17 protein-coding genes are annotated in these 18,019 nt (G+C 40.0%); 12 read left to right on the top strand and 5 right to left on the bottom strand.

Annotated features, from left to right (window positions below; all coding sequences use genetic code 11):
• Positions 1-23 precede the first annotated feature (23 nt).
• From rpoE to NML75_RS01750, 4 genes are all read left to right on the top strand, one after another.
• Positions 24-599: a DNA-directed RNA polymerase subunit delta gene (rpoE, locus tag NML75_RS01765; protein WP_004252124.1), complete on the top strand. Its 576-nt coding sequence runs from the start codon at positions 24-26 to the stop codon at positions 597-599.
• A 267-nt stretch (positions 600-866) separates the two neighbouring features.
• A complete protein-coding gene (locus NML75_RS01760) occupies positions 867-2,474 on the top strand; it encodes a CTP synthase (RefSeq protein WP_004252126.1) in 1,608 nt (535 codons plus the stop codon).
• A gap of 96 nt (positions 2,475-2,570) precedes the next feature.
• A complete protein-coding gene (locus NML75_RS01755; RefSeq protein WP_254733587.1) occupies positions 2,571-3,524 on the top strand; it encodes a class I SAM-dependent methyltransferase in 954 nt (317 codons plus the stop codon).
• A gap of 50 nt (positions 3,525-3,574) precedes the next feature.
• Complete coding sequence (locus tag NML75_RS01750; protein WP_049494173.1) at positions 3,575-4,765, top strand: acetate kinase; 1,191 nt, start codon at positions 3,575-3,577, stop codon at positions 4,763-4,765.
• A 62-nt stretch (positions 4,766-4,827) separates the two neighbouring features.
• On the opposite strand, the gene birA is transcribed toward NML75_RS01750, so the two are convergent.
• Positions 4,828-5,763 (bottom strand): bifunctional biotin--[acetyl-CoA-carboxylase] ligase/biotin operon repressor BirA, encoded by a 936-nt coding sequence (gene birA / locus NML75_RS01745; protein WP_049494172.1) that lies wholly within the window; start codon positions 5,761-5,763, stop codon positions 4,828-4,830.
• Between the two features lie 212 nt (positions 5,764-5,975).
• Here birA and NML75_RS01740 point away from each other — a divergent pair, with 212 nt between their 5' ends.
• The gene (locus NML75_RS01740) at positions 5,976-7,166 is read left to right on the top strand and encodes an O-antigen ligase family protein (protein WP_049494171.1); all 1,191 of its coding nucleotides are present in this window, start codon (positions 5,976-5,978) and stop codon (positions 7,164-7,166) included.
• Between the two features lie 42 nt (positions 7,167-7,208).
• Here the strand turns inward: NML75_RS01740 and NML75_RS01735 are convergent, their stop codons facing one another.
• Complete coding sequence (locus tag NML75_RS01735) at positions 7,209-7,757, bottom strand: NADPH-dependent FMN reductase (protein WP_049494170.1); 549 nt, start codon at positions 7,755-7,757, stop codon at positions 7,209-7,211.
• Positions 7,758-8,025: 268 nt separating this feature from the next.
• On the opposite strand from NML75_RS01735, the gene NML75_RS01730 reads away from it, so the two are divergent.
• From NML75_RS01730 to NML75_RS01710, 5 genes are all read left to right on the top strand, one after another.
• Entirely contained in the window at positions 8,026-8,514 is a 489-nt protein-coding gene (locus tag NML75_RS01730; protein WP_070677107.1) for a cell wall elongation regulator TseB-like domain-containing protein, read from the top strand.
• Positions 8,511-9,689 carry a pyridoxal phosphate-dependent aminotransferase gene (locus tag NML75_RS01725; protein WP_004252146.1) on the top strand — a complete coding sequence of 393 codons (1,179 nt, stop codon included), beginning with the start codon at positions 8,511-8,513 and terminating at the stop codon, positions 9,687-9,689. The genes NML75_RS01730 and NML75_RS01725 overlap by 4 nt, the downstream gene beginning before the upstream one ends.
• Before the next feature lie 148 nt (positions 9,690-9,837).
• Positions 9,838-11,181 carry an asparagine--tRNA ligase gene (asnS, locus tag NML75_RS01720; RefSeq protein ID WP_070677108.1) on the top strand — a complete coding sequence of 448 codons (1,344 nt, stop codon included), beginning with the start codon at positions 9,838-9,840 and terminating at the stop codon, positions 11,179-11,181.
• A gap of 224 nt (positions 11,182-11,405) precedes the next feature.
• A complete protein-coding gene (locus tag NML75_RS01715) occupies positions 11,406-12,605 on the top strand; it encodes an MFS transporter (RefSeq protein ID WP_254733586.1) in 1,200 nt (399 codons plus the stop codon).
• Between the two features lie 67 nt (positions 12,606-12,672).
• Positions 12,673-13,440 carry an epoxyqueuosine reductase QueH gene (locus NML75_RS01710; RefSeq protein ID WP_004252154.1) on the top strand — a complete coding sequence of 256 codons (768 nt, stop codon included), beginning with the start codon at positions 12,673-12,675 and terminating at the stop codon, positions 13,438-13,440.
• 76 nt (positions 13,441-13,516) lie between these two features.
• On the opposite strand, the gene ntdP is transcribed toward NML75_RS01710, so the two are convergent.
• From ntdP to NML75_RS01695, 3 genes are all read right to left on the bottom strand, one after another.
• Positions 13,517-14,050: a nucleoside tri-diphosphate phosphatase gene (ntdP, locus tag NML75_RS01705; protein ID WP_004252157.1), complete on the bottom strand. Its 534-nt coding sequence runs from the start codon at positions 14,048-14,050 to the stop codon at positions 13,517-13,519.
• An 87-nt stretch (positions 14,051-14,137) separates the two neighbouring features.
• Entirely contained in the window at positions 14,138-14,914 is a 777-nt protein-coding gene (gene recX, locus NML75_RS01700) for a recombination regulator RecX (RefSeq protein WP_254733585.1), read from the bottom strand.
• 10 nt (positions 14,915-14,924) lie between these two features.
• The gene (locus tag NML75_RS01695) at positions 14,925-15,701 is read right to left on the bottom strand and encodes an aminoglycoside 3'-phosphotransferase (protein WP_254733583.1); all 777 of its coding nucleotides are present in this window, start codon (positions 15,699-15,701) and stop codon (positions 14,925-14,927) included.
• 55 nt (positions 15,702-15,756) lie between these two features.
• On the opposite strand from NML75_RS01695, the gene rlmD reads away from it, so the two are divergent.
• Both rlmD and tpiA read left to right on the top strand, forming a co-directional pair.
• Entirely contained in the window at positions 15,757-17,124 is a 1,368-nt protein-coding gene (rlmD, locus tag NML75_RS01690; RefSeq protein WP_004252164.1) for a 23S rRNA (uracil(1939)-C(5))-methyltransferase RlmD, read from the top strand.
• A 117-nt stretch (positions 17,125-17,241) separates the two neighbouring features.
• A complete protein-coding gene (tpiA, locus tag NML75_RS01685) occupies positions 17,242-18,000 on the top strand; it encodes a triose-phosphate isomerase (RefSeq protein ID WP_254733581.1) in 759 nt (252 codons plus the stop codon).
• Positions 18,001-18,019 lie beyond the last annotated feature (19 nt).

Raw genomic sequence — 18,019 nt, 5'->3', positions numbered from 1 at the left:
AGTAAAAAAAGAGGAGAAACGCTTTGGAATTAGAAGTATTTGCTGGGCAAGAAAAAAGTGAACTATCTATGATTGAGGTGGCTCGTGCCATCTTGGAACAACGTGGTCGCGACCACGAGATGCATTTTAGCGATTTGGTCAATGAAATCCAAAACTATCTTGGTACCTCTAATAGCGATATTCGCGAAGCACTACCTTTGTTCTATACAGAGTTGAACTTTGATGGTAGCTTCATCTCTCTTGGAGATAACAAGTGGGGCCTTCGTTCATGGTATGGAGTAGATGAAATTGACGAAGAAATCATTGCTCTTGAAGAAAGTGACGATGAAGAAGTAGCACCTAAGGCTAAGAAAAAACGTGTTAATGCCTTTATGGATGGAGATGCTGATGCCATTGATTACGGTGCAGATGATCCAGAGGATGAGGACGCCTACGAAGAAGATCCAGCTCTTTCTTATGATGATGAAAATCCAGACGATGAGAAGAACGAAGTAGAAGCCTACGACGCCGAAATCAACGAAATCGCACCAGATGATCTTGGGGAAGATGTTGATCTTGTTGAAGAAGATGACGAGGATTCTGAGGAAGAAGAAGAATAATACCAAACAACAAGGAAATCTCCTTGTTGTTTTCTTTTCTGCAGTAGAACTATAAATCTAGTAAAGAATGACATTTGACAAATGTACCAAATTGAGGTAAGATATTGTTCGGGCACCTCTTTTAGAGGTCGGAGCTCCCTAGTTATTAGGGAGCTATTTTTGTTTTTCCGGGAACTTTTATCTTGGATTGTAGTATTTGATGAAGATCTTGTTTCCGATCTCCCCTTCTAGGAAACAGGGTTTTGAGCATTTTAGAAAGAGGAATCTATGTCTACGAAATATATTTTTGTAACTGGTGGTGTGGTGTCGTCTATTGGAAAAGGGATCGTTGCGGCGAGCCTAGGACGGCTCTTGAAAAATCGTGGTTTGAAGGTAACCATTCAAAAGTTTGACCCTTATATCAATATCGATCCGGGAACCATGAGTCCTTATCAGCACGGGGAAGTCTTTGTGACAGATGATGGGGCTGAGACAGATTTGGACTTGGGTCACTACGAACGTTTCATCGATATCAATCTCAACAAATATTCCAACGTGACAACTGGTAAAATCTACAGTGAAGTTCTTCGCAAGGAACGTCGTGGAGAGTATTTGGGAGCAACTGTCCAAGTCATTCCTCATATTACAGATGCCTTGAAAGAAAAAATCAAGCGTGCCGCTCTAACGACGGACTCTGATGTTATTATTACAGAGGTTGGTGGAACAGTTGGCGATATTGAGTCCCTTCCATTCTTAGAGGCGCTTCGTCAGATGAAGTCTGATGTGGGTGCAGAAAATGTCATGTATATCCATACAACCTTGCTTCCTTACCTCAAGGCGGCTGGAGAAATGAAGACCAAGCCGACTCAACACTCTGTCAAAGAATTGCGAGGTTTGGGAATCCAGCCAAATATGTTAGTCATTCGTACAGAAAAACCAGCAGGACAAGGGATTAAAAACAAACTAGCCCAGTTCTGTGATGTGGCACCAGAAGCAGTTATCGAGTCCTTAGACGTAGATCATCTTTACCAAATTCCGCTTAATCTGCAAGCTCAAGGCATGGATCAAATCGTCTGTGACCATTTGAAGATTGATGCACCGGCAGCAGATATGACAGAGTGGTCAGCTATGGTTGATAAGGTTATGAATCTAAAAAAACAAGTCAAAATTGCTCTTGTTGGTAAGTATGTCGAGTTGCAAGATGCCTACATTTCTGTCGTAGAGGCCTTGAAACACTCTGGTTATGCCAATGATACAGAAGTCAAGATTGATTGGGTCAATGCTAACGATGTGACAGCTGATAATGTAGCGGAACTATTAGATGACGCTGATGGAATTATCGTTCCAGGTGGTTTTGGTCAACGTGGGACAGAAGGTAAGATTCAAGCGATTCGCTATGCTCGAGAAAATGATGTACCAATGTTGGGAGTCTGCTTGGGAATGCAATTGACTTGTATCGAGTTTGCCCGTCATGTTTTGGGACTTGAAGGGGCTAATTCAGCAGAGCTTGATCCTGATACAAAATATCCGATCATCGATATCATGCGTGATCAGATTGATGTTGAGGACATGGGGGGAACCCTTCGTTTGGGACTTTATCCTTCTAAGTTGAAACGTGGTTCTAAGGCAGCAGCAGCTTATCATAACAAAGAAGTGGTCCAACGTCGCCACCGCCACCGTTATGAGTTTAACAATGCCTTCCGTGAACAGTTTGAAGGTGCAGGATTTGTCTTCTCGGGTGTTTCACCAGACAATCGCTTGGTCGAAATTGTGGAAATCCCAGAAAACAAATTCTTTGTGGCTTGTCAGTACCATCCAGAACTTTCAAGTCGTCCAAATCGTCCTGAAGAACTTTACACTGCTTTTGTAACAGCAGCTGTTGAAAATAGTAAATAGTAGAATAAACCTTTGAGAGTCATCTCAGAGGTTTTTATTTGTTTTCAGTATTATGAAAATCTGGAAAATCGGCTCTGAATTTGGTAAGATAAGATTATGGATTTTGAAAAAATTGAACAAGCATATACCTATTTACTAGAAAATGTCCAAATCATTCAAAACGATTTGGCGACAAGCTTTTATGATGCCTTGATTGAACAAAATGGGATCTATCTCGATGGTCAAACCGCTCTGGAGCAAGTCAAAAAAAATAACCAGGCCTTAAAACGTTTGGCACTTCGAAAAGAGGAGTGGTTACGGACCTATCAATTTTTGTTAATGAAGGCAGCGCAAACAGAGCCTCTTCAAGCAAATCACCAGTTCACACCGGATGCGGTTGGTCACTTGATGATTTTTATCATTGAACAACTTTTCCCTGCTGAAAATGTGAGCTTATTGGAATTGGGATCTGGGATGGGAATTCTTGGAGCTAGTTTCTTAACGTCTATGAACAAAAAGATAGATTACCTGGGAATAGAACTTGATGACCTCTTGATTGACTTGGCGGCAAGCATGGCAGAAGTAATGGATCTTCAAATGGGCTTTGTCCAAGGAGACGCAGTGCGTCCACAAGTATTAAAAGAAAGTGACATCATTGTGAGCGACCTGCCTGTCGGTTACTATCCAGATGATCAGACAGCCTCACGTTATCAAGTAGCGGCTAAGAATGAACATACTTATGCTCATCATTTGTTAATGGAACAATCACTCAAGTATCTCAGGACAGGAGGCTATGCGATTTTTCTAGCTCCAACAGATCTCCTGACAAGTCCTCAGAGTGACCTTTTGAAATCATGGCTCACTGACCAGGCTCAACTAGTGGCAATTATTTCTTTACCAGAGGATCTCTTTGCCCAAGGCGCTCAGTCTAAGAGCATTTTTGTCCTACAAAAGAAGACAGGAGAAGGAGTTGAACCATTTGTTTATCCACTTACCAGTCTTCGTGACCCTGAAATTTTGATGGAATTTAAGGAAAATTTTCAAAATTGGTGTCAAGGGCATGAAATCTAGTGCAAATTTTGGTATAATAGTTGAAAACGCTTAAAAAGGGGAATAAATTTATGACAAAAACCATTGCAATTAACGCTGGAAGCTCTAGCTTGAAATGGCAACTATATCAAATGCCAGAAGAAAAGGTGCTTGCAAAAGGTTTAATTGAGCGAATCGGATTGAAGGATTCTGTTTCAACAGTTAAGTTTGACGGTCGTTCTGAAGAACAAGTTCTTGATATTGAAAACCATACCTTGGCTGTTAAGATTTTACTTGATGACTTGATTCGTTTTAATATTATTAAAACTTATGATGAAATTACTGGTGTCGGACACCGTGTTGTTGCAGGTGGAGAGTACTTCAAAGAGTCTACAGTTGTTGAAGGTGATGTCTTAGAAAAAATTGAAGAACTAGGCCTTCTTGCTCCATTGCACAACCCTGCAAACGCAGCTGGGATTCGTGCCTTCAAAGAATTGTTGCCAGATATTACAAGTGTAGCAGTCTTTGATACATCATTCCACACAACAATGCCAGAGAAAGCCTACCGTTATCCATTACCAACTAAGTACTATACAGAAAACAAGGTTCGTAAATACGGAGCACACGGTACAAGTCACCAGTACGTTGCTCAAGAAGCAGCAAAACTTTTGGGACGTCCACTAGAAAAGTTGAAATTGATCACTTGCCATATTGGTAACGGTGCTTCTATCACAGCTGTTAAAGGTGGTCAATCAATCGATACATCAATGGGATTCACTCCACTTGGTGGTGTTATGATGGGAACTCGTACAGGGGATATTGACCCAGCCATCATTCCTTATTTAATGCAATATACAGAGGACTTTAACAAGCCTGAGGACATCAGTCGTATTCTTAATCGTGAGTCAGGATTGCTGGGTGTTTCAGGGAAGTCTAGTGATATGCGTGATGTGATTGCTGCAATGGAAGCAGGGAATCATGATGCTGCTTTGGCATTTGAAATGTATGTTGACCGTATCCAAAAACACATTGGACAATACTTGGCTGTCCTAAACGGAGCAGATGCTATTATCTTTACTGCTGGTGTTGGTGAAAATGCAACTCTTGTGCGTGAGAAAGTTATTTCAGGTATCTCTTGGTTTGGTTGTGATGTAGACCCGGAGAAAAATGTCTTTGGAGTAACTGGAGACATCTCTACAGAAGCTGCAAAAATTCGTGTCCTTGTCATCCCAACGGATGAAGAACTTGTGATTGCGCGTGATGTTGAGCGTTTGAAAAAATAAATGAACAAAAAATCGACCTTCTCGAAAGAGAGGTCGATTTTCTTTATGTTATTGAGGAATGTTTACCATTTAGTTAGGGAGACTTCACCACTATTGAGCCAAATTTTTTCACCAGTAGCTAATTCTATCTGCAGTTGACCCTGGTCAGAGATATCACAAGCTTTTCCTGAGATGATTTCTTGATCTTTCTTAAAGGAAATTTCTTTGCCTAAAACAATTGATTGTTTTTTATAAAGGTAAAGCAGCTCATCGGCCTCAGTTTCGTAGAAACATTTCCAGATTTCTGCAATCAGCTCGTTGCGAGTGATTGGGCTATTTTGAGAAAAGAGACTTCCAGCTTTCCCTTGTAGGTTTTTTGGAAAATCAGCGATAGAAAAGTTGATACCAACACCAATAATAACATCTGTGACAAGGCCGGTTTCGACAGAAGTGATGGCTTCAGTTAGAATACCGGCTATTTTTTTCTGATTTAGGTATAAATCATTTACCCATTTGATATCTAAATCAATCAGACAAAGGTTTTTAACAGCCTTATAAATTGCAGCTGCAGTCAGGAGTGTATAGGCTGGCAAATCTAGATAAGAGAGATTTGGCTTGAGGTGGAGAGACATGTAAATTCCACCTTGTTCTGGAGAATAGTAGGGGCGTTGAAATCGACCACGTCCCATAGTTTGGCCTGTTGATAGGTAGAGTGTATCTCCTTTGGCACCAGCTTCCATGGCCTCCTTAGCATCACTCTGGGTTGATTTGGTGATAGGTTTAAATTGAACTGAGATTGGGCTGTTAGCTTCTATTTCTTGAGGTAAGATTAGGTCACCGTGAAGAAGTTTGTAGCCACGGTTTTTGATGCTGTCAATTTCTAAACCTTCCTGCTGGAGGCGTTGGATAGCCTTCCAAACAGAGGTGCGAGAGAGGTTTAATATTTCAGCGATTTTCTCTCCGCTTAAATAATCTGTTTCATGAGCTAAGATTTTGTAAACTTCTTGGTAGGATTTCATAGTAGAGCCTTTCCTGGGAAATTAATTTTATTGTACCACAATTTTACAAAAGATTGACTGCTTTTAGTGGAGGAATCCGGGTTCCCTATAAATTTTTACCAAGTTTTAGTTAGGATGAGAAGGACAAAGTGGTTTTCAAATCATTTGAAAAATGGTAAAATGTTTTAATAGCTTATATCTGGGCTATATAGCGCAGAAAGAAAGGATCTGTTGTGAAATCAATAGGTATCATTGAAAAATTGAAAGGCTTATCCAAGCAAGAGCTAGTCTTACTAGCTGTTATTCTAAGTATTTTCTTGCCTTTTTATATTTTCGTTATTATTTTTATCGCCTACTTAATAGGTCTAATATTTACAGGAGAGATGAAGGGGATATTAAAACGATTATCCCACCATTCTATCTTACTTTTATTTATCGGCTATAGTGGTGTTATCTCTCTTTTAGCTCAAAATGTGATGGGGATGGTTTCCACCTTAGGAATGTTCCTCTTTGCAATTTTCTTTTACTATTACCAAGCCCATTTAACCCCTAAGTTTTTCAGATTAATATTGCAATCGGTTATGTCGCTTAGTGTGCTAGCATCAGTTTTTGCAGCTTTAGAGCATTTTCAGATTGTAAAGAAATTTGATTATACTTTCTTATCACCTAAGATGCAGGTCTGGCATCAGAACCGTGCAGAAGTAGCCTTCTTTAATCCTAATTATTATGGGATTATCTGTTGCTTCTGTATTATGATTGGATTTTACCTAATTAGTACGACACGATTGAGATGGTTGAGAATTTTCTCTCTCATTGCAATCTTTGCGAATTTATTTGGTTTGAATTTCACCCAAAATAGAACAGCTTTTCCAGCCATTATCTTTGGTGCGATTATTTATCTTTTCACTACCATTAAGAACTGGCGTGCCTTCTGGCTCAGTATCGGAGTATTTGGTGTTGGTCTAGCCTTCCTCTTCTCGAGTGATTTGGGAGTTCGAATGGGAACGCTCGATTCGTCTATGGAAGAACGAGTGTCAATCTGGAATGCAGGTATGACCTTATTCAAACAAAACCCCTTCTGGGGTGAGGGGCCCCTAACCTATATGCACTCTTATCCTCGTATTTTTGCTCCTTATCACGAACATGCTCATAGTATATACATTGATACGATATTGAGTTACGGTGTGGTAGGAACGGTATTATTAGGGATTGCTTCTTCAGACCCAATTCGAAAATTAATTGATATGAGTCAGGAGTCGAGCAAGCGTCCAATTGTTGGTCTTTATCTTTCGTTCTTAACAGTAGTTGCTGTGCATGGGATTTTTGATTTGGCCCTCTTTTGGATTCAATCCTCCTTCATTTTCCTTTTAGTAATGTGTAGTTTGCCATTAAAACATAGTATGATTGGAGAATTTGTTGAATAGACAAAAAGATAGTAGAAATGAGATTTTCTACTATCTTTTTTATTATTGAATAGCTTGAAGTAAATCTTCAGCTTGTTTTTCTAGAGAAGCAGCGATACTATCTTCAAGGATTAATTGACCATCTGCCCAGGCAGAATCATTAACACGGGCTGCGGTAAAATCACCAACAACCTGTGTACGGATAAATGGCAAGAGGTCTTTGTAAATCGCAAAGAGTTGATCGTGTCCTGCATTTGCTACAGATGATACTGTAACAATCTTATCTTGAAGAGCAGATGCTCCACGAGTGTCAGACAAGTCAATGGCGCGTGAAAGCCAGTCAAGTAAGTTTTTCACAGTCCCTGGAATTGAGAAATTGTAGACTGGAGAGAAGATCCAGATTGCATCTGCAGCTTGAACAGCTTCTCGAGCCGCTGAAACAGCTGGAAGTGTAGGAACTTCAAGGTCTTGGCTAAAGAGAGGAATGGCTGAGTAGTCAAGGTAACTTACCTCGGCTTTGCCAGCAAGTGCCTTTTCAGCTTCTAGTGCCATTTGGTGGTTGAATGAACCTTCACGAAGTGAACCAACGATAAATAATACTTTTTTAGACATAGGGAGTCTCCTTTAAATTTCAATCTTTTAATCAGAATCACTCTGTTGTTATAATATATGTTACAACACGATAAAATCATTTGCAAGGGATATGCTCAGAAAATAAAATCAATAGAATCTAAGTTTTTAATTAAAAATGAAGACTGTAGAAAAGTCTATAAAAACACGGCTTGAAGTTATGTAATGATATCCTAAAAACGTATTGAAAATCCAGATTCCTCCCCTAACTTCACTTGTAATTCACTAGGATAGATGGTAAAATAGACGAGTGAAAAAGAGACAGAAAAAAGAAAAAAATTCCCTATTATTTCAGTACATTATTGGTATAACTTTGTTAACTCTAGTCATCACTTCTTCCTTTCTCTACTTGGTATGGCTCAGCATGAAGCCTTATCAAACTGCTAAGGTAGAAGGTGAAAGACTCGCTAAGCAGTATGCAAATCTAGAAACGGTTAGCCAGATTGATATCTTCAATGGTTTAGAAAGCTATTATAGTGTTCTTGGCCAAGATAAGAACCAGAAATCAGTTGCTGTCTTAATAGAGAAAAGTAGCAACAATATTTACGTATATCAACTAGAAAATGGTACTTCTCAAGAAAAAGCAGAAGCAGTTGTCAGAGAAAAAGGAGCAACTGAGATCGACAAGATTACCTTCGGACGGTACGCTGAAAAGCCTGTCTGGGAAATCAAGTCTGGAGGAGACTATTATCTAGTAGATTTTGAATCTGGTGCCTTAGTCGAAAAGGAGAAACAATGAAATTATCCAAACGAGTCTTAGAGATTGAAGAAAGCGTTACTCTGGCTAGTGATGCAAGAGCAAAGAAGTTAAAGGCTGAAGGAAAAGACGTTCTTTTCTTGACTTTAGGTCAGCCCGATTTTCATACTCCTGAAAATATTCAGGATGCTGCGGTTGCAGCCATTCGAGATGGTCGCGCGTCTTTCTATACGGTGGCTTCAGGTTTGCCTGAGTTAAAAGCAGCAGTCAATACCTATTTTGAACGATATTATGGATATTCTGTGGCAGCTAATGAGGTCACTTTTGCGACTGGTGCCAAGTTCTCCCTTTATACTTTCTTTATGGCTGTGATTAATCCAGGTGATGAGGTTATCATTCCAACACCATACTGGGTCAGCTATGGGGATCAGGTTAAGATGGCCGAAGGCCTTCCAGTCTTTGTCCAAGCCAAGGAAGACAATCACTTTAAAGTGACTGTGGAGCAATTAGAAGCTGCTCGCACAGATAAGACTAAAGTCTTGGTACTAAACTCACCATCTAATCCGACTGGGATGATCTATTCTCGTGAGGAATTGTTAGCCATTGGAAATTGGGCAGTTAAGCATGATATTCTTATCCTGGCCGATGATATTTATGGACGTTTGGTCTATAACGGGAATGAGTTCGTTCCAATCTCTAGTCTGTCAGAAGATATTCGCAAACAAACTATTGTCATCAATGGAGTGTCTAAGGCCTACGCTATGACAGGATGGCGTGTTGGTTATGCAGTAGGTGATCCAGAAATTATTGCTGCTATGAGCAAATTGACTGGTCAAACAACTTCAAACCTAACCGCTGTTTCACAATACGCAACAATCGAGGCCTTAACTGGTCCACAAGACTCCGTAGAAACCATGCGTCAGGCTTTCGAGGAACGTCTCAATACCATTTATCCTCTCTTGTGCCAAGTCCCTGGCTTTGAAGTAGTCAAACCGCAAGGAGCCTTCTACCTCTTCCCAAATGTTAAAAAAGCTATGGAGATGAAAGGCTATACAGATGTAACAGCATTTACAACGGCTATTCTTGAGGAAGTGGGTCTGGCCTTGATTACGGGAGCAGGATTTGGAGCACCAGAGAATGTCCGTCTCAGCTATGCGACAGACCTAGATACACTCAAAGAAGCTATTCGTCGCTTGCACCAATTTATGGAAAATTAGGAAGTAAAACCTCTGCCTCATTGGCGGAGGTTTTTGTTGTTAAAACTTATGAATTTCTATCAAACTAGCTAGCTATCAGGCATTATTTGTGGTACAATAATGAGTAATAATGTCTTTGGACAAGTTAAACAAAAAAGGAAGATAAAACATGACAAAACGTGTAACAATTATCGAAGTAAAAGACTACGTTGGTCAAGAAGTCACTATTGGTGCTTGGGTTGCTAACAAGTCAGGAAAAGGAAAAATTGCCTTCTTGCAATTGCGTGACGGAACTGCCTTCTTCCAAGGCGTGGCTTTCAAACCAAACTTTATCGAGAAATTTGGTGAAGAAGTAGGTCTTGAAAAATTTGATACGATCAAACGCCTAAGCCAAGAAACTTCTGTTTTCGTGACAGGGATTGTCAAAGAAGACGAACGCTCAAAATTTGGTTATGAGTTGGATATTACAGACATCGAAGTGATCGGTGAATCTCAAGATTACCCAATTACTCCAAAAGAACACGGAACTGACTTCTTGATGGACAACCGTCACTTATGGCTCCGCTCTCGTAAGCAAGTAGCGGTTATGCAAATCCGTAACGCTATCATCTATGCAACTTATGAGTTCTTTGACAAGAATGGCTTCATGAAATTTGATAGCCCAATCCTTTCAGGAAATGCTGCAGAAGACTCTACAGAACTTTTCGAAACAGACTACTTTGGAACACCAGCTTACTTGAGCCAATCAGGACAGCTCTATCTTGAGGCAGGTGCTATGGCTCTAGGTCGCGTCTTTGACTTTGGTCCAGTATTCCGTGCAGAGAAATCAAAAACTCGCCGTCACTTGACAGAGTTCTGGATGATGGATGCAGAATACTCATACTTAACACACGATGAATCACTTGACTTGCAAGAAGCTTATGTTAAAGCGTTGCTTCAAGGAGTTCTAGATCGTGCTCCTCAAGCCTTGGAAACCTTGGAACGTGATACAGAGCTCTTGAAACGCTACATTGCAGAGCCATTCAAACGCATTACTTACGATGAAGCGATTGATCTCTTGCAAGAGCATGAAAACGATGAAGATGCAGACTATGAACATCTTGAGCATGGAGATGATTTCGGTTCACCACACGAAACTTGGATTTCAAACCACTTTGGTGTACCAACCTTTGTGATCAACTATCCATCAGACATCAAAGCTTTCTACATGAAACCAGTTCCTGGGAACCCAAATCGCGTACTTTGTGCAGACTTGCTCGCACCAGAAGGTTACGGAGAAATTATTGGTGGCTCCATGCGTGAGGAAGACTACGATGCCCTTGTCGCTAAGATGGAATCACTTGGTATGGATCTTACAGAGTACGAATTCTACCTTGACCTTCGTAAATATGGTACAGTACCACACGGTGGATTTGGTATCGGTATCGAGCGTATGGTAACCTTCGCAGCAGGTACAAAACACATCCGTGAAGCTATTCCATTCCCACGTATGTTGCACCGTATCAAACCATAATAGCCATAAAAACGCCGTCTGGCGTTTTTATACTCTTCGAAAATCAAATTCAAACTACGTCAGCTTCACCTTGCCGTACTCAAGTACAGCCTGCGGCTAGCTTCCTAGTTTGCTCTTTGATTTTCATTGAGTATTACTTTAAATGAAAGAGGTGGAGAAAATGTAGGCAAATCTAAGTAAGTCTTTTAGAAATAATCATATTACATATTGAAAGAGAGAAAACAATGTTTAAAAGAACTTACAAACGCAATATTCCACTCCTAGCAGGTCTGGAATTTACATCTTATTTTGGGATTACCAGTTTTTGGATTTTATTTTTCATTCAAAATGGTCTTTCCTTACTTCAAATTGGTCTATTAGAAAGTATCTTTCACGGGACCAGTCTCTTGTGTGAAATCCCATCTGGTATGTTGGCCGATCGATTTAGCTACAAGACCAATCTCTATTTGGCTCGCTTGGCCAGTATTGTGTCCTCTATCTTGATTTTGTTTGGTCAGGGGAATTTTTGGATCTATGCGATTGCCATGATGGTTAGTGCTTGGTCTTATAATTTTGACTCGGGAACCAGCACCGCTTTCTTATATGATTCTGCGGTAGAAGCGGGTCAAAAGGACAGATATCTTCAGATTTCTAGCTTTTTGTCTGGTGTGGCAGAAGTCACTCGAACCCTAGGTACAGTTGTCGCAGGCTTCTTTATTCACGGAGCATTGGCTTGGACCTATCTAATTGCTATTGGATTATCTTTTCTTTCTATAATCTTGATTTATTTTATGAAAGAACCAATTGCTAAGAGAGGAAGAAATGAAGTCTTAACCTTTAAAACGATTGTCCTGCAAGTTCGAAAAGAATGGCAGGAAAAACCAGTACTCTTTTACTGGATGATGACTTATCAGCTAGTCGGGACACTCATGTGCATGTTTTACTTTTACTATCAGCAGAAAATAAGTGACTTAGTAGGATGGCAGGTATCGCTGGTCATGCTGATTGGTAGTGGCTTAAATCTTATAGCAGTTTATGTAGCTAGTCAAATTGGTAAAAAATGGAATAGCAATCTAGTTTTTCCGACTCTTGTTGCACTAACAGGTTTGTCCCTACTATTGGTGTTTTCTGGAACACCCTTTGCTTTTCTTCTTGTATATCTTTTAACCAATACACTTTATGCAGTTTATCAGCCTATCTATTTCAATGACTTACAAGGTTATTTACCTTCCAGTGTAAGAGCAACTATGCTTAGTATCAATTCCATGCTCTTTAGTCTTTCCATGATTGTCATTTTCCCATTGATAGGTTGGTTGATTGATCGTTGGGGTCTTGTTGCTGTCTTTTTAGTTCTAGGCCTTATCTTACTTTTAATTTATCCTATATTAATAATCAGCCTAAAAAGGATGGGTAAGCTATTAAATCAGGACTTGAAAACTGAATAAAGCACGAAACCCTATTTGCTCAAAGTAGTATCCTGTGGTACAATAACAAGAAGAAAAGGAGAAGAGCATGATTGATGTTGAAGAAATTCTAAGTAAGATGAATCCCAATCAAAAGATCAACTATGACCGTGTCATGCAAAAGATGGTCCAAGTTTGGGAAAAAAATGAAGAAAGACCAACTATTCTCATGCACGTCTGTTGTGCTCCTTGCAGTACCTACACTTTAGAGTACTTGACTAAGTATGCCGATGTGACCATTTATTTTGCTAATTCCAATATCCATCCCAAGGCAGAATATCATAAGCGTGCTTATGTGACCCAAAAGTTTGTCAGTGATTTTAATGAGCGAACTGGCAACAATGTCCAATATCTAGAAGCACCTTATGAACCCAATGAGTACCGTAAACTGGTTCGAGGTTTGGAAGAAGAACCTGAAGGTGGTGATCGTTGCAAGGTTTGTTTTGACTATCGTTTGGATAAGACAGCGCAGGTGGCTATGGACTTGGGCTTTGATTACTTCGGCTCAGCCCTAACCATCAGTCCTCACAAAAATTCACAAACCATCAATAGTATCGGGATCGATGTGCAGAAAATTTACACCACTCATTATCTTCCGAGTGATTTTAAGAAAAATCAAGGTTACAAACGTTCTGTAGAAATGTGTGAAGAGTATGATATTTATCGCCAATGTTACTGTGGTTGTGTTTATGCCGCTCAAGCACAGAATATTGACTTGGTACAGGTCAAGAAGGATGCGACAGCCTTTATGGTAGATAAGGATATCGAGAAAGATTATTCCCATATCAAGTTCACTGTTACGAAGTTAGATATTTAGACGAAAACCTGCCTTAAGGCAGGTTTTTTGCTTATAAAAAACGAGGTCAGGATTTTGTTCCTGACCTCTGACAACTTTACCGATTCTTTAGTTCTACGTAGCGTTTGTACCAAATGTTGACATAGGCTTCTGAGAAGGGGCCTCGTTCGTTGTTGATCCAATCAACAAGAATCTTGACATGCTCTTTCAAAATATAGTCTAAATCATCAGGATAATTCATCTTGCGCTTGTGACGTTCATACTCTTCGACGTCCAAGAGGCGTTTTTCGCCATCTGTAAAAACTTTAACATCTAAATCATAGTCGATGTATTTTAAAGCTTCTTCGTCTAGATAGTATGGGCTAGCCATGTTGCAGTAGTAGGAAATCCCATTATCACGGATCATGGCAATGATATTAAACCAATATTTTTTGTGAAAGTAAACAATAGCCGGCTCTCGGGTCACCCAACGACGACCGTCACTTTCGGTAACAAGTGTGTGGTCGTTGACGCCGATAATAGCGTTCTCTGTTGTTTTTAGTACCATGGTGTCTCGCCAAGTACGGTGAAGACTCCCATCATGCTTATAACTTTGAATTGTAATAAAGTCGCCTTCTTTTGGAAGTTTCATAACTAACCAACTTTCTACAATTTATAAGTTTATCGTTTACTATTGTATCACATTTTTGTTTAAAGTTCTTAGTTTTTCATGAAAAAATTAAAGATATTCTCTGAGAGCGCTGGCTATATCCGAAAAATCATAACCTTTTCTAGCTAAAGCTTGGGTCAAGCGCTGCTTGAGTTCGTATCCTTCATACTTACGCGAATATTTCCGATATTGCTTATCCAACTCTTTAAAGATTAGTTCCTGAACGGTTTCCTCTTCGATCTGGCTATCCAGTTGGTCAAAGGCTGTTTTAGATTCCGAGTAGGAAAACCCTTTGTTGGTAAGATTTTGGATTATCTTGTCTTGTAGAGCACGAGCAGGCAATTTACCCTGATATTTTTTCAGTAGTTTTTCGGCTGTACGCTCTGCGACTTCCGTCAGATCAAATTCTTGTAAGACGTCTTGGATAACAGCCTTAGCAACTCCTTTTTGAGAAATCTTTTGTATGAGCATGTAGCTTCCCTTGTCACCAGATAGCTGATTGGAATTGATGATCGCATAGGCATACTGACGGTCATTGATCCAGTTATCATCCTTGAGGGCTTGGATGACTTGTGGTATGATTTTCTCATCAATCTCATGTTTAACTAAATAGTCTCTGACTTCCTTTTCAGTACGAGCCTTGAAGGATAAGTGGTAGAGCGCCAAGTTTTTTCCGTAGGAAAATTGTGCAAAGGTCTGAATTTCTGCAAACTCTTGAGGACTAATTTCCTTATCCTTGGTCAACATAAAGCGAACAATGGTATCCTCTGTAATATAGCAGGTTTGGTCGCTATCAAGTTCTAGCAGATAGAGACGTTTTTTCTTTTCTAGTTTTGTGATTTTCATGGTTTTCCTTTTATCCAAACGCTTCAAAGGCAGCAACGAGTCGAAGTTTATGCACATCGACCTGTTCTCTCCCATAATAGTCAAGAAATAGTTCAGCGTATTTAGGGTCATGTAGGTTATAGTTGAGGGACCAAACTGCCCAAAAGAGATCGATATGTCGGTCACTGAAATCAGCTAAGCCAAGGTCAATAAAGCAAGAGAAGTGGTCAGCATCTTTTAGAATAAAGTTCGGTAGACAGGCGTCCCCGTGAATAAAGGCATCTGTCTTTAAAAGGTGCCCATCTTCTCGAATGAGCTGGAAGGCCTCTTCGCGACTGCTAATCCGGAATTGGGGTAGGAGAGCCTTGGCATAGAACTCACCTTTTTCATAGTTTTTCAAGGCTCTGTCTTTATAGGCCTGTAAATGATTTTCTGATGGGAAATTTTGCGGATAAAAGCTGTGAAGTTTTTTAAGAGCCTCGGCCATGGTTCGGCAAATTTTATCTGGCTGATCTAAAAAAGCGAGAGCATCATGGCCAATAGCCTCTTTAGTCAGGAGGTAGTCTTTATTTGTAGATAGATAGTGGATGACTGGAGTTCCTATTCCTTCTTGTTCAAACAAACTTGCAATGCTAGCTTCTCGCTCTAATCTTCCCTTTTGATCTATTTTCAAATAGTAACCTGAATCAAGATAGAGAACCCTTGCGCCTGAATGAGAAGAGCTGTCAGAAAGAGTTGCTCCCTCTATATAAGTTCGTAATTGCTCAGGAAAATCCAATGGGGAAAAATGAGATATCTTTGTATTCATGGTTTTATTGTAACATATTCTTAAACATTGAGAAACTACGTGGTATAATAGACTTATGAGTCTTAAAGTCAAACAAAAAATTCCATTAAAAATTAAGCGTATGGGGATAAACGGGGAAGGTATCGGATTTTTCCAGAAAACCCTTGTTTTTGTTCCTGGAGCTCTCAAGGGAGAAGATATCTATTGTCAGGTGACTTCCGTTAAGCGTAACTACGTTGAGGCTAAACTCCTTGAGGTCAATAAAAAATCTAAGTTTCGAGTGGTACCAGACTGCACCATTTATAATGAGTGTGGTGGCTGTCAAATCATGCATCTGCATTATGACAAGCAGCTGGAATTTAAGACGGACCTTCTCCATCAAGCTCTGAAGAAATTTGCACCCGCTGATTACGAAAACTATGAAATCAGACCAACTATTGGTATGCAGGAACCCAAATATTATCGAGCTAAACTACAATTCCAAACTCGAAAGTTTAAGGGGCAGGTCAAGGCTGGTTTATATGCTCAGAATTCCCATTATTTGGTCGAGTTAAAAGACTGCCTAGTCCAAGACAAGGAAACGCAAGCTATTGCCAATCGAATGGCAGAGCTCTTGACCTACCATCAAATTCCGATTACAGATGAACGGAAAATCCTTGGGGTTCGAACCATCATGGTTCGTCGAGCACGGAAAACTGGGCAAGTTCAGATCATCATTGTGACCAATCGTCAATTAAATCTGACTCAATTTGTGAAAGATTTAGTCAAGGATTATCCTGAAGTAGTGACTGTCGCAGTCAATACCAATACTGCTAAAACTAGTGAGATTTATGGGGACAAGACTGAGATTATTTGGGGCCAAGATAGTATAGGCGAAGGTGTTCTTGATTATGAATTTTCTCTTTCACCTCGAGCTTTTTACCAACTCAATCCTGAACAGACAGAAATTCTCTATAGTGAAGCCGTTAAGGCCTTGGACGTAAATGAGAATGACCATCTGATTGATGCCTATTGTGGTGTTGGTACTATTGGCTTTGCCTTTGCCAAAAAAGTTAAAAGTCTGAGGGGGATGGATATTATTCCTGAAGCTATCGAGGATGCTAAGGCAAATGCCCAGCGTATGGGGTATAGTAATACCCACTATGAGGCAGGTACAGCAGAAGAGATTATCCCTAGATGGTATAAGGAAGGCTATCGTGCGGATGCCTTGATTGTGGACCCGCCACGTACCGGTTTAGATGACAAGCTCTTGGATACCATCGTCAAATACGCTCCTGAAAAGATGGTCTATGTTTCCTGCAATGTATCTACCTTGGCACGTGATTTAGTCAGATTGATGGAGGTCTATGACATGCATTATATCCAGTCAGTTGATATGTTTCCACACACTGCGCGGACGGAAGCAGTGGTTAAATTGACCAGGAAAAACCCAGACTCTAAATAGAAATGACGACTGGAAAGTATTTGAAAAGAAGACTTCTAGTTACAGAGTAAAATTTGCAAGCTCTCTCTATTTATGATAAAATAAGTAGAAAATAAAATGAAAAAAGAGGTATGTGAAATGTCACGTAAACCATTTATCGCTGGTAACTGGAAAATGAACAAAAACCCAGAAGAAGCAAAAGCATTCGTTGAAGCTGTAGCATCAAAACTTCCTTCATCAGACCTTGTTGAAGCTGGTATCGCAGTACCTGCTCTTGATTTGACTACTGTACTTGCTGCTGCTAAAGGTTCTAACCTTAAAGTTGCTGCACAAAACACTTACTTTGAAAATGCTGGTGCCTTCACTGGTGAAACTAGCCCACAAGTTTTGAAAGAAATCGGTACTGACTACGTTGTTATCGGTCACTCAGAACGTCGTGATTACTTCCACGAAACAGACGAAGACATCAACAAAAAAGCAAAAGCTATCTTTGCTAACGGTATGCTTCCAATTATCTGTTGTGGTGAATCACTTGAAACTTACGAAGCTGGTAAAGCTGCTGAATTCGTAGGTGCTCAAGTTTCAGCTGCTCTTGCTGGATTGACTGCAGAACAAGTAGCTTCATCAGTTATCGCTTATGAGCCAATCTGGGCTATCGGTACTGGTAAATCAGCTTCACAAGACGATGCACAAAAAATGTGTAAAGTTGTTCGTGACGTTGTAGCAGCTGACTTTGGTCAAGAAGTAGCTGATAAAGTACGTGTTCAATACGGTGGTTCAGTTAAACCTGAAAACGTTGCAGAATACATGGCTTGTCCAGACGTTGATGGAGCTCTTGTTGGTGGTGCATCACTTGATCCAGAAAGCTTCTTGGCATTGCTTGACTTTGTAAAATAAGCTTCAAATATCTGAGACA

The organism is Streptococcus sp. CF4-3 (assembly GCF_024295385.1).
GTDB classification, from domain to species: Bacteria; Bacillota; Bacilli; order Lactobacillales; family Streptococcaceae; genus Streptococcus; species Streptococcus infantis_I.
The sequence above is the reverse complement of the archived record's forward strand: the minus strand, read 5'-3'. Positions and strand labels throughout refer to the sequence as shown.

Coding starts and splice junctions, on each gene's coding strand:
- birA (WP_049494172.1), bottom strand. CDS start 5,763: ATGAAATCCTACCAAGAAGTTTACAAAATCTTAGCTCATGAAACAGAT.
- NML75_RS01760 (WP_004252126.1), top strand. CDS start 867: ATGTCTACGAAATATATTTTTGTAACTGGTGGTGTGGTGTCGTCTATT.
- NML75_RS01710 (WP_004252154.1), top strand. CDS start 12,673: ATGATTGATGTTGAAGAAATTCTAAGTAAGATGAATCCCAATCAAAAG.
- NML75_RS01755 (WP_254733587.1), top strand. CDS start 2,571: ATGGATTTTGAAAAAATTGAACAAGCATATACCTATTTACTAGAAAAT.
- asnS (WP_070677108.1), top strand. CDS start 9,838: ATGACAAAACGTGTAACAATTATCGAAGTAAAAGACTACGTTGGTCAA.
- NML75_RS01695 (WP_254733583.1), bottom strand. CDS start 15,701: ATGAATACAAAGATATCTCATTTTTCCCCATTGGATTTTCCTGAGCAA.
- rlmD (WP_004252164.1), top strand. CDS start 15,757: ATGAGTCTTAAAGTCAAACAAAAAATTCCATTAAAAATTAAGCGTATG.
- NML75_RS01725 (WP_004252146.1), top strand. CDS start 8,511: ATGAAATTATCCAAACGAGTCTTAGAGATTGAAGAAAGCGTTACTCTG.
- tpiA (WP_254733581.1), top strand. CDS start 17,242: ATGTCACGTAAACCATTTATCGCTGGTAACTGGAAAATGAACAAAAAC.
- NML75_RS01735 (WP_049494170.1), bottom strand. CDS start 7,757: ATGTCTAAAAAAGTATTATTTATCGTTGGTTCACTTCGTGAAGGTTCA.
- recX (WP_254733585.1), bottom strand. CDS start 14,914: ATGAAAATCACAAAACTAGAAAAGAAAAAACGTCTCTATCTGCTAGAA.
- NML75_RS01750 (WP_049494173.1), top strand. CDS start 3,575: ATGACAAAAACCATTGCAATTAACGCTGGAAGCTCTAGCTTGAAATGG.
- ntdP (WP_004252157.1), bottom strand. CDS start 14,050: ATGAAACTTCCAAAAGAAGGCGACTTTATTACAATTCAAAGTTATAAG.
- NML75_RS01715 (WP_254733586.1), top strand. CDS start 11,406: ATGTTTAAAAGAACTTACAAACGCAATATTCCACTCCTAGCAGGTCTG.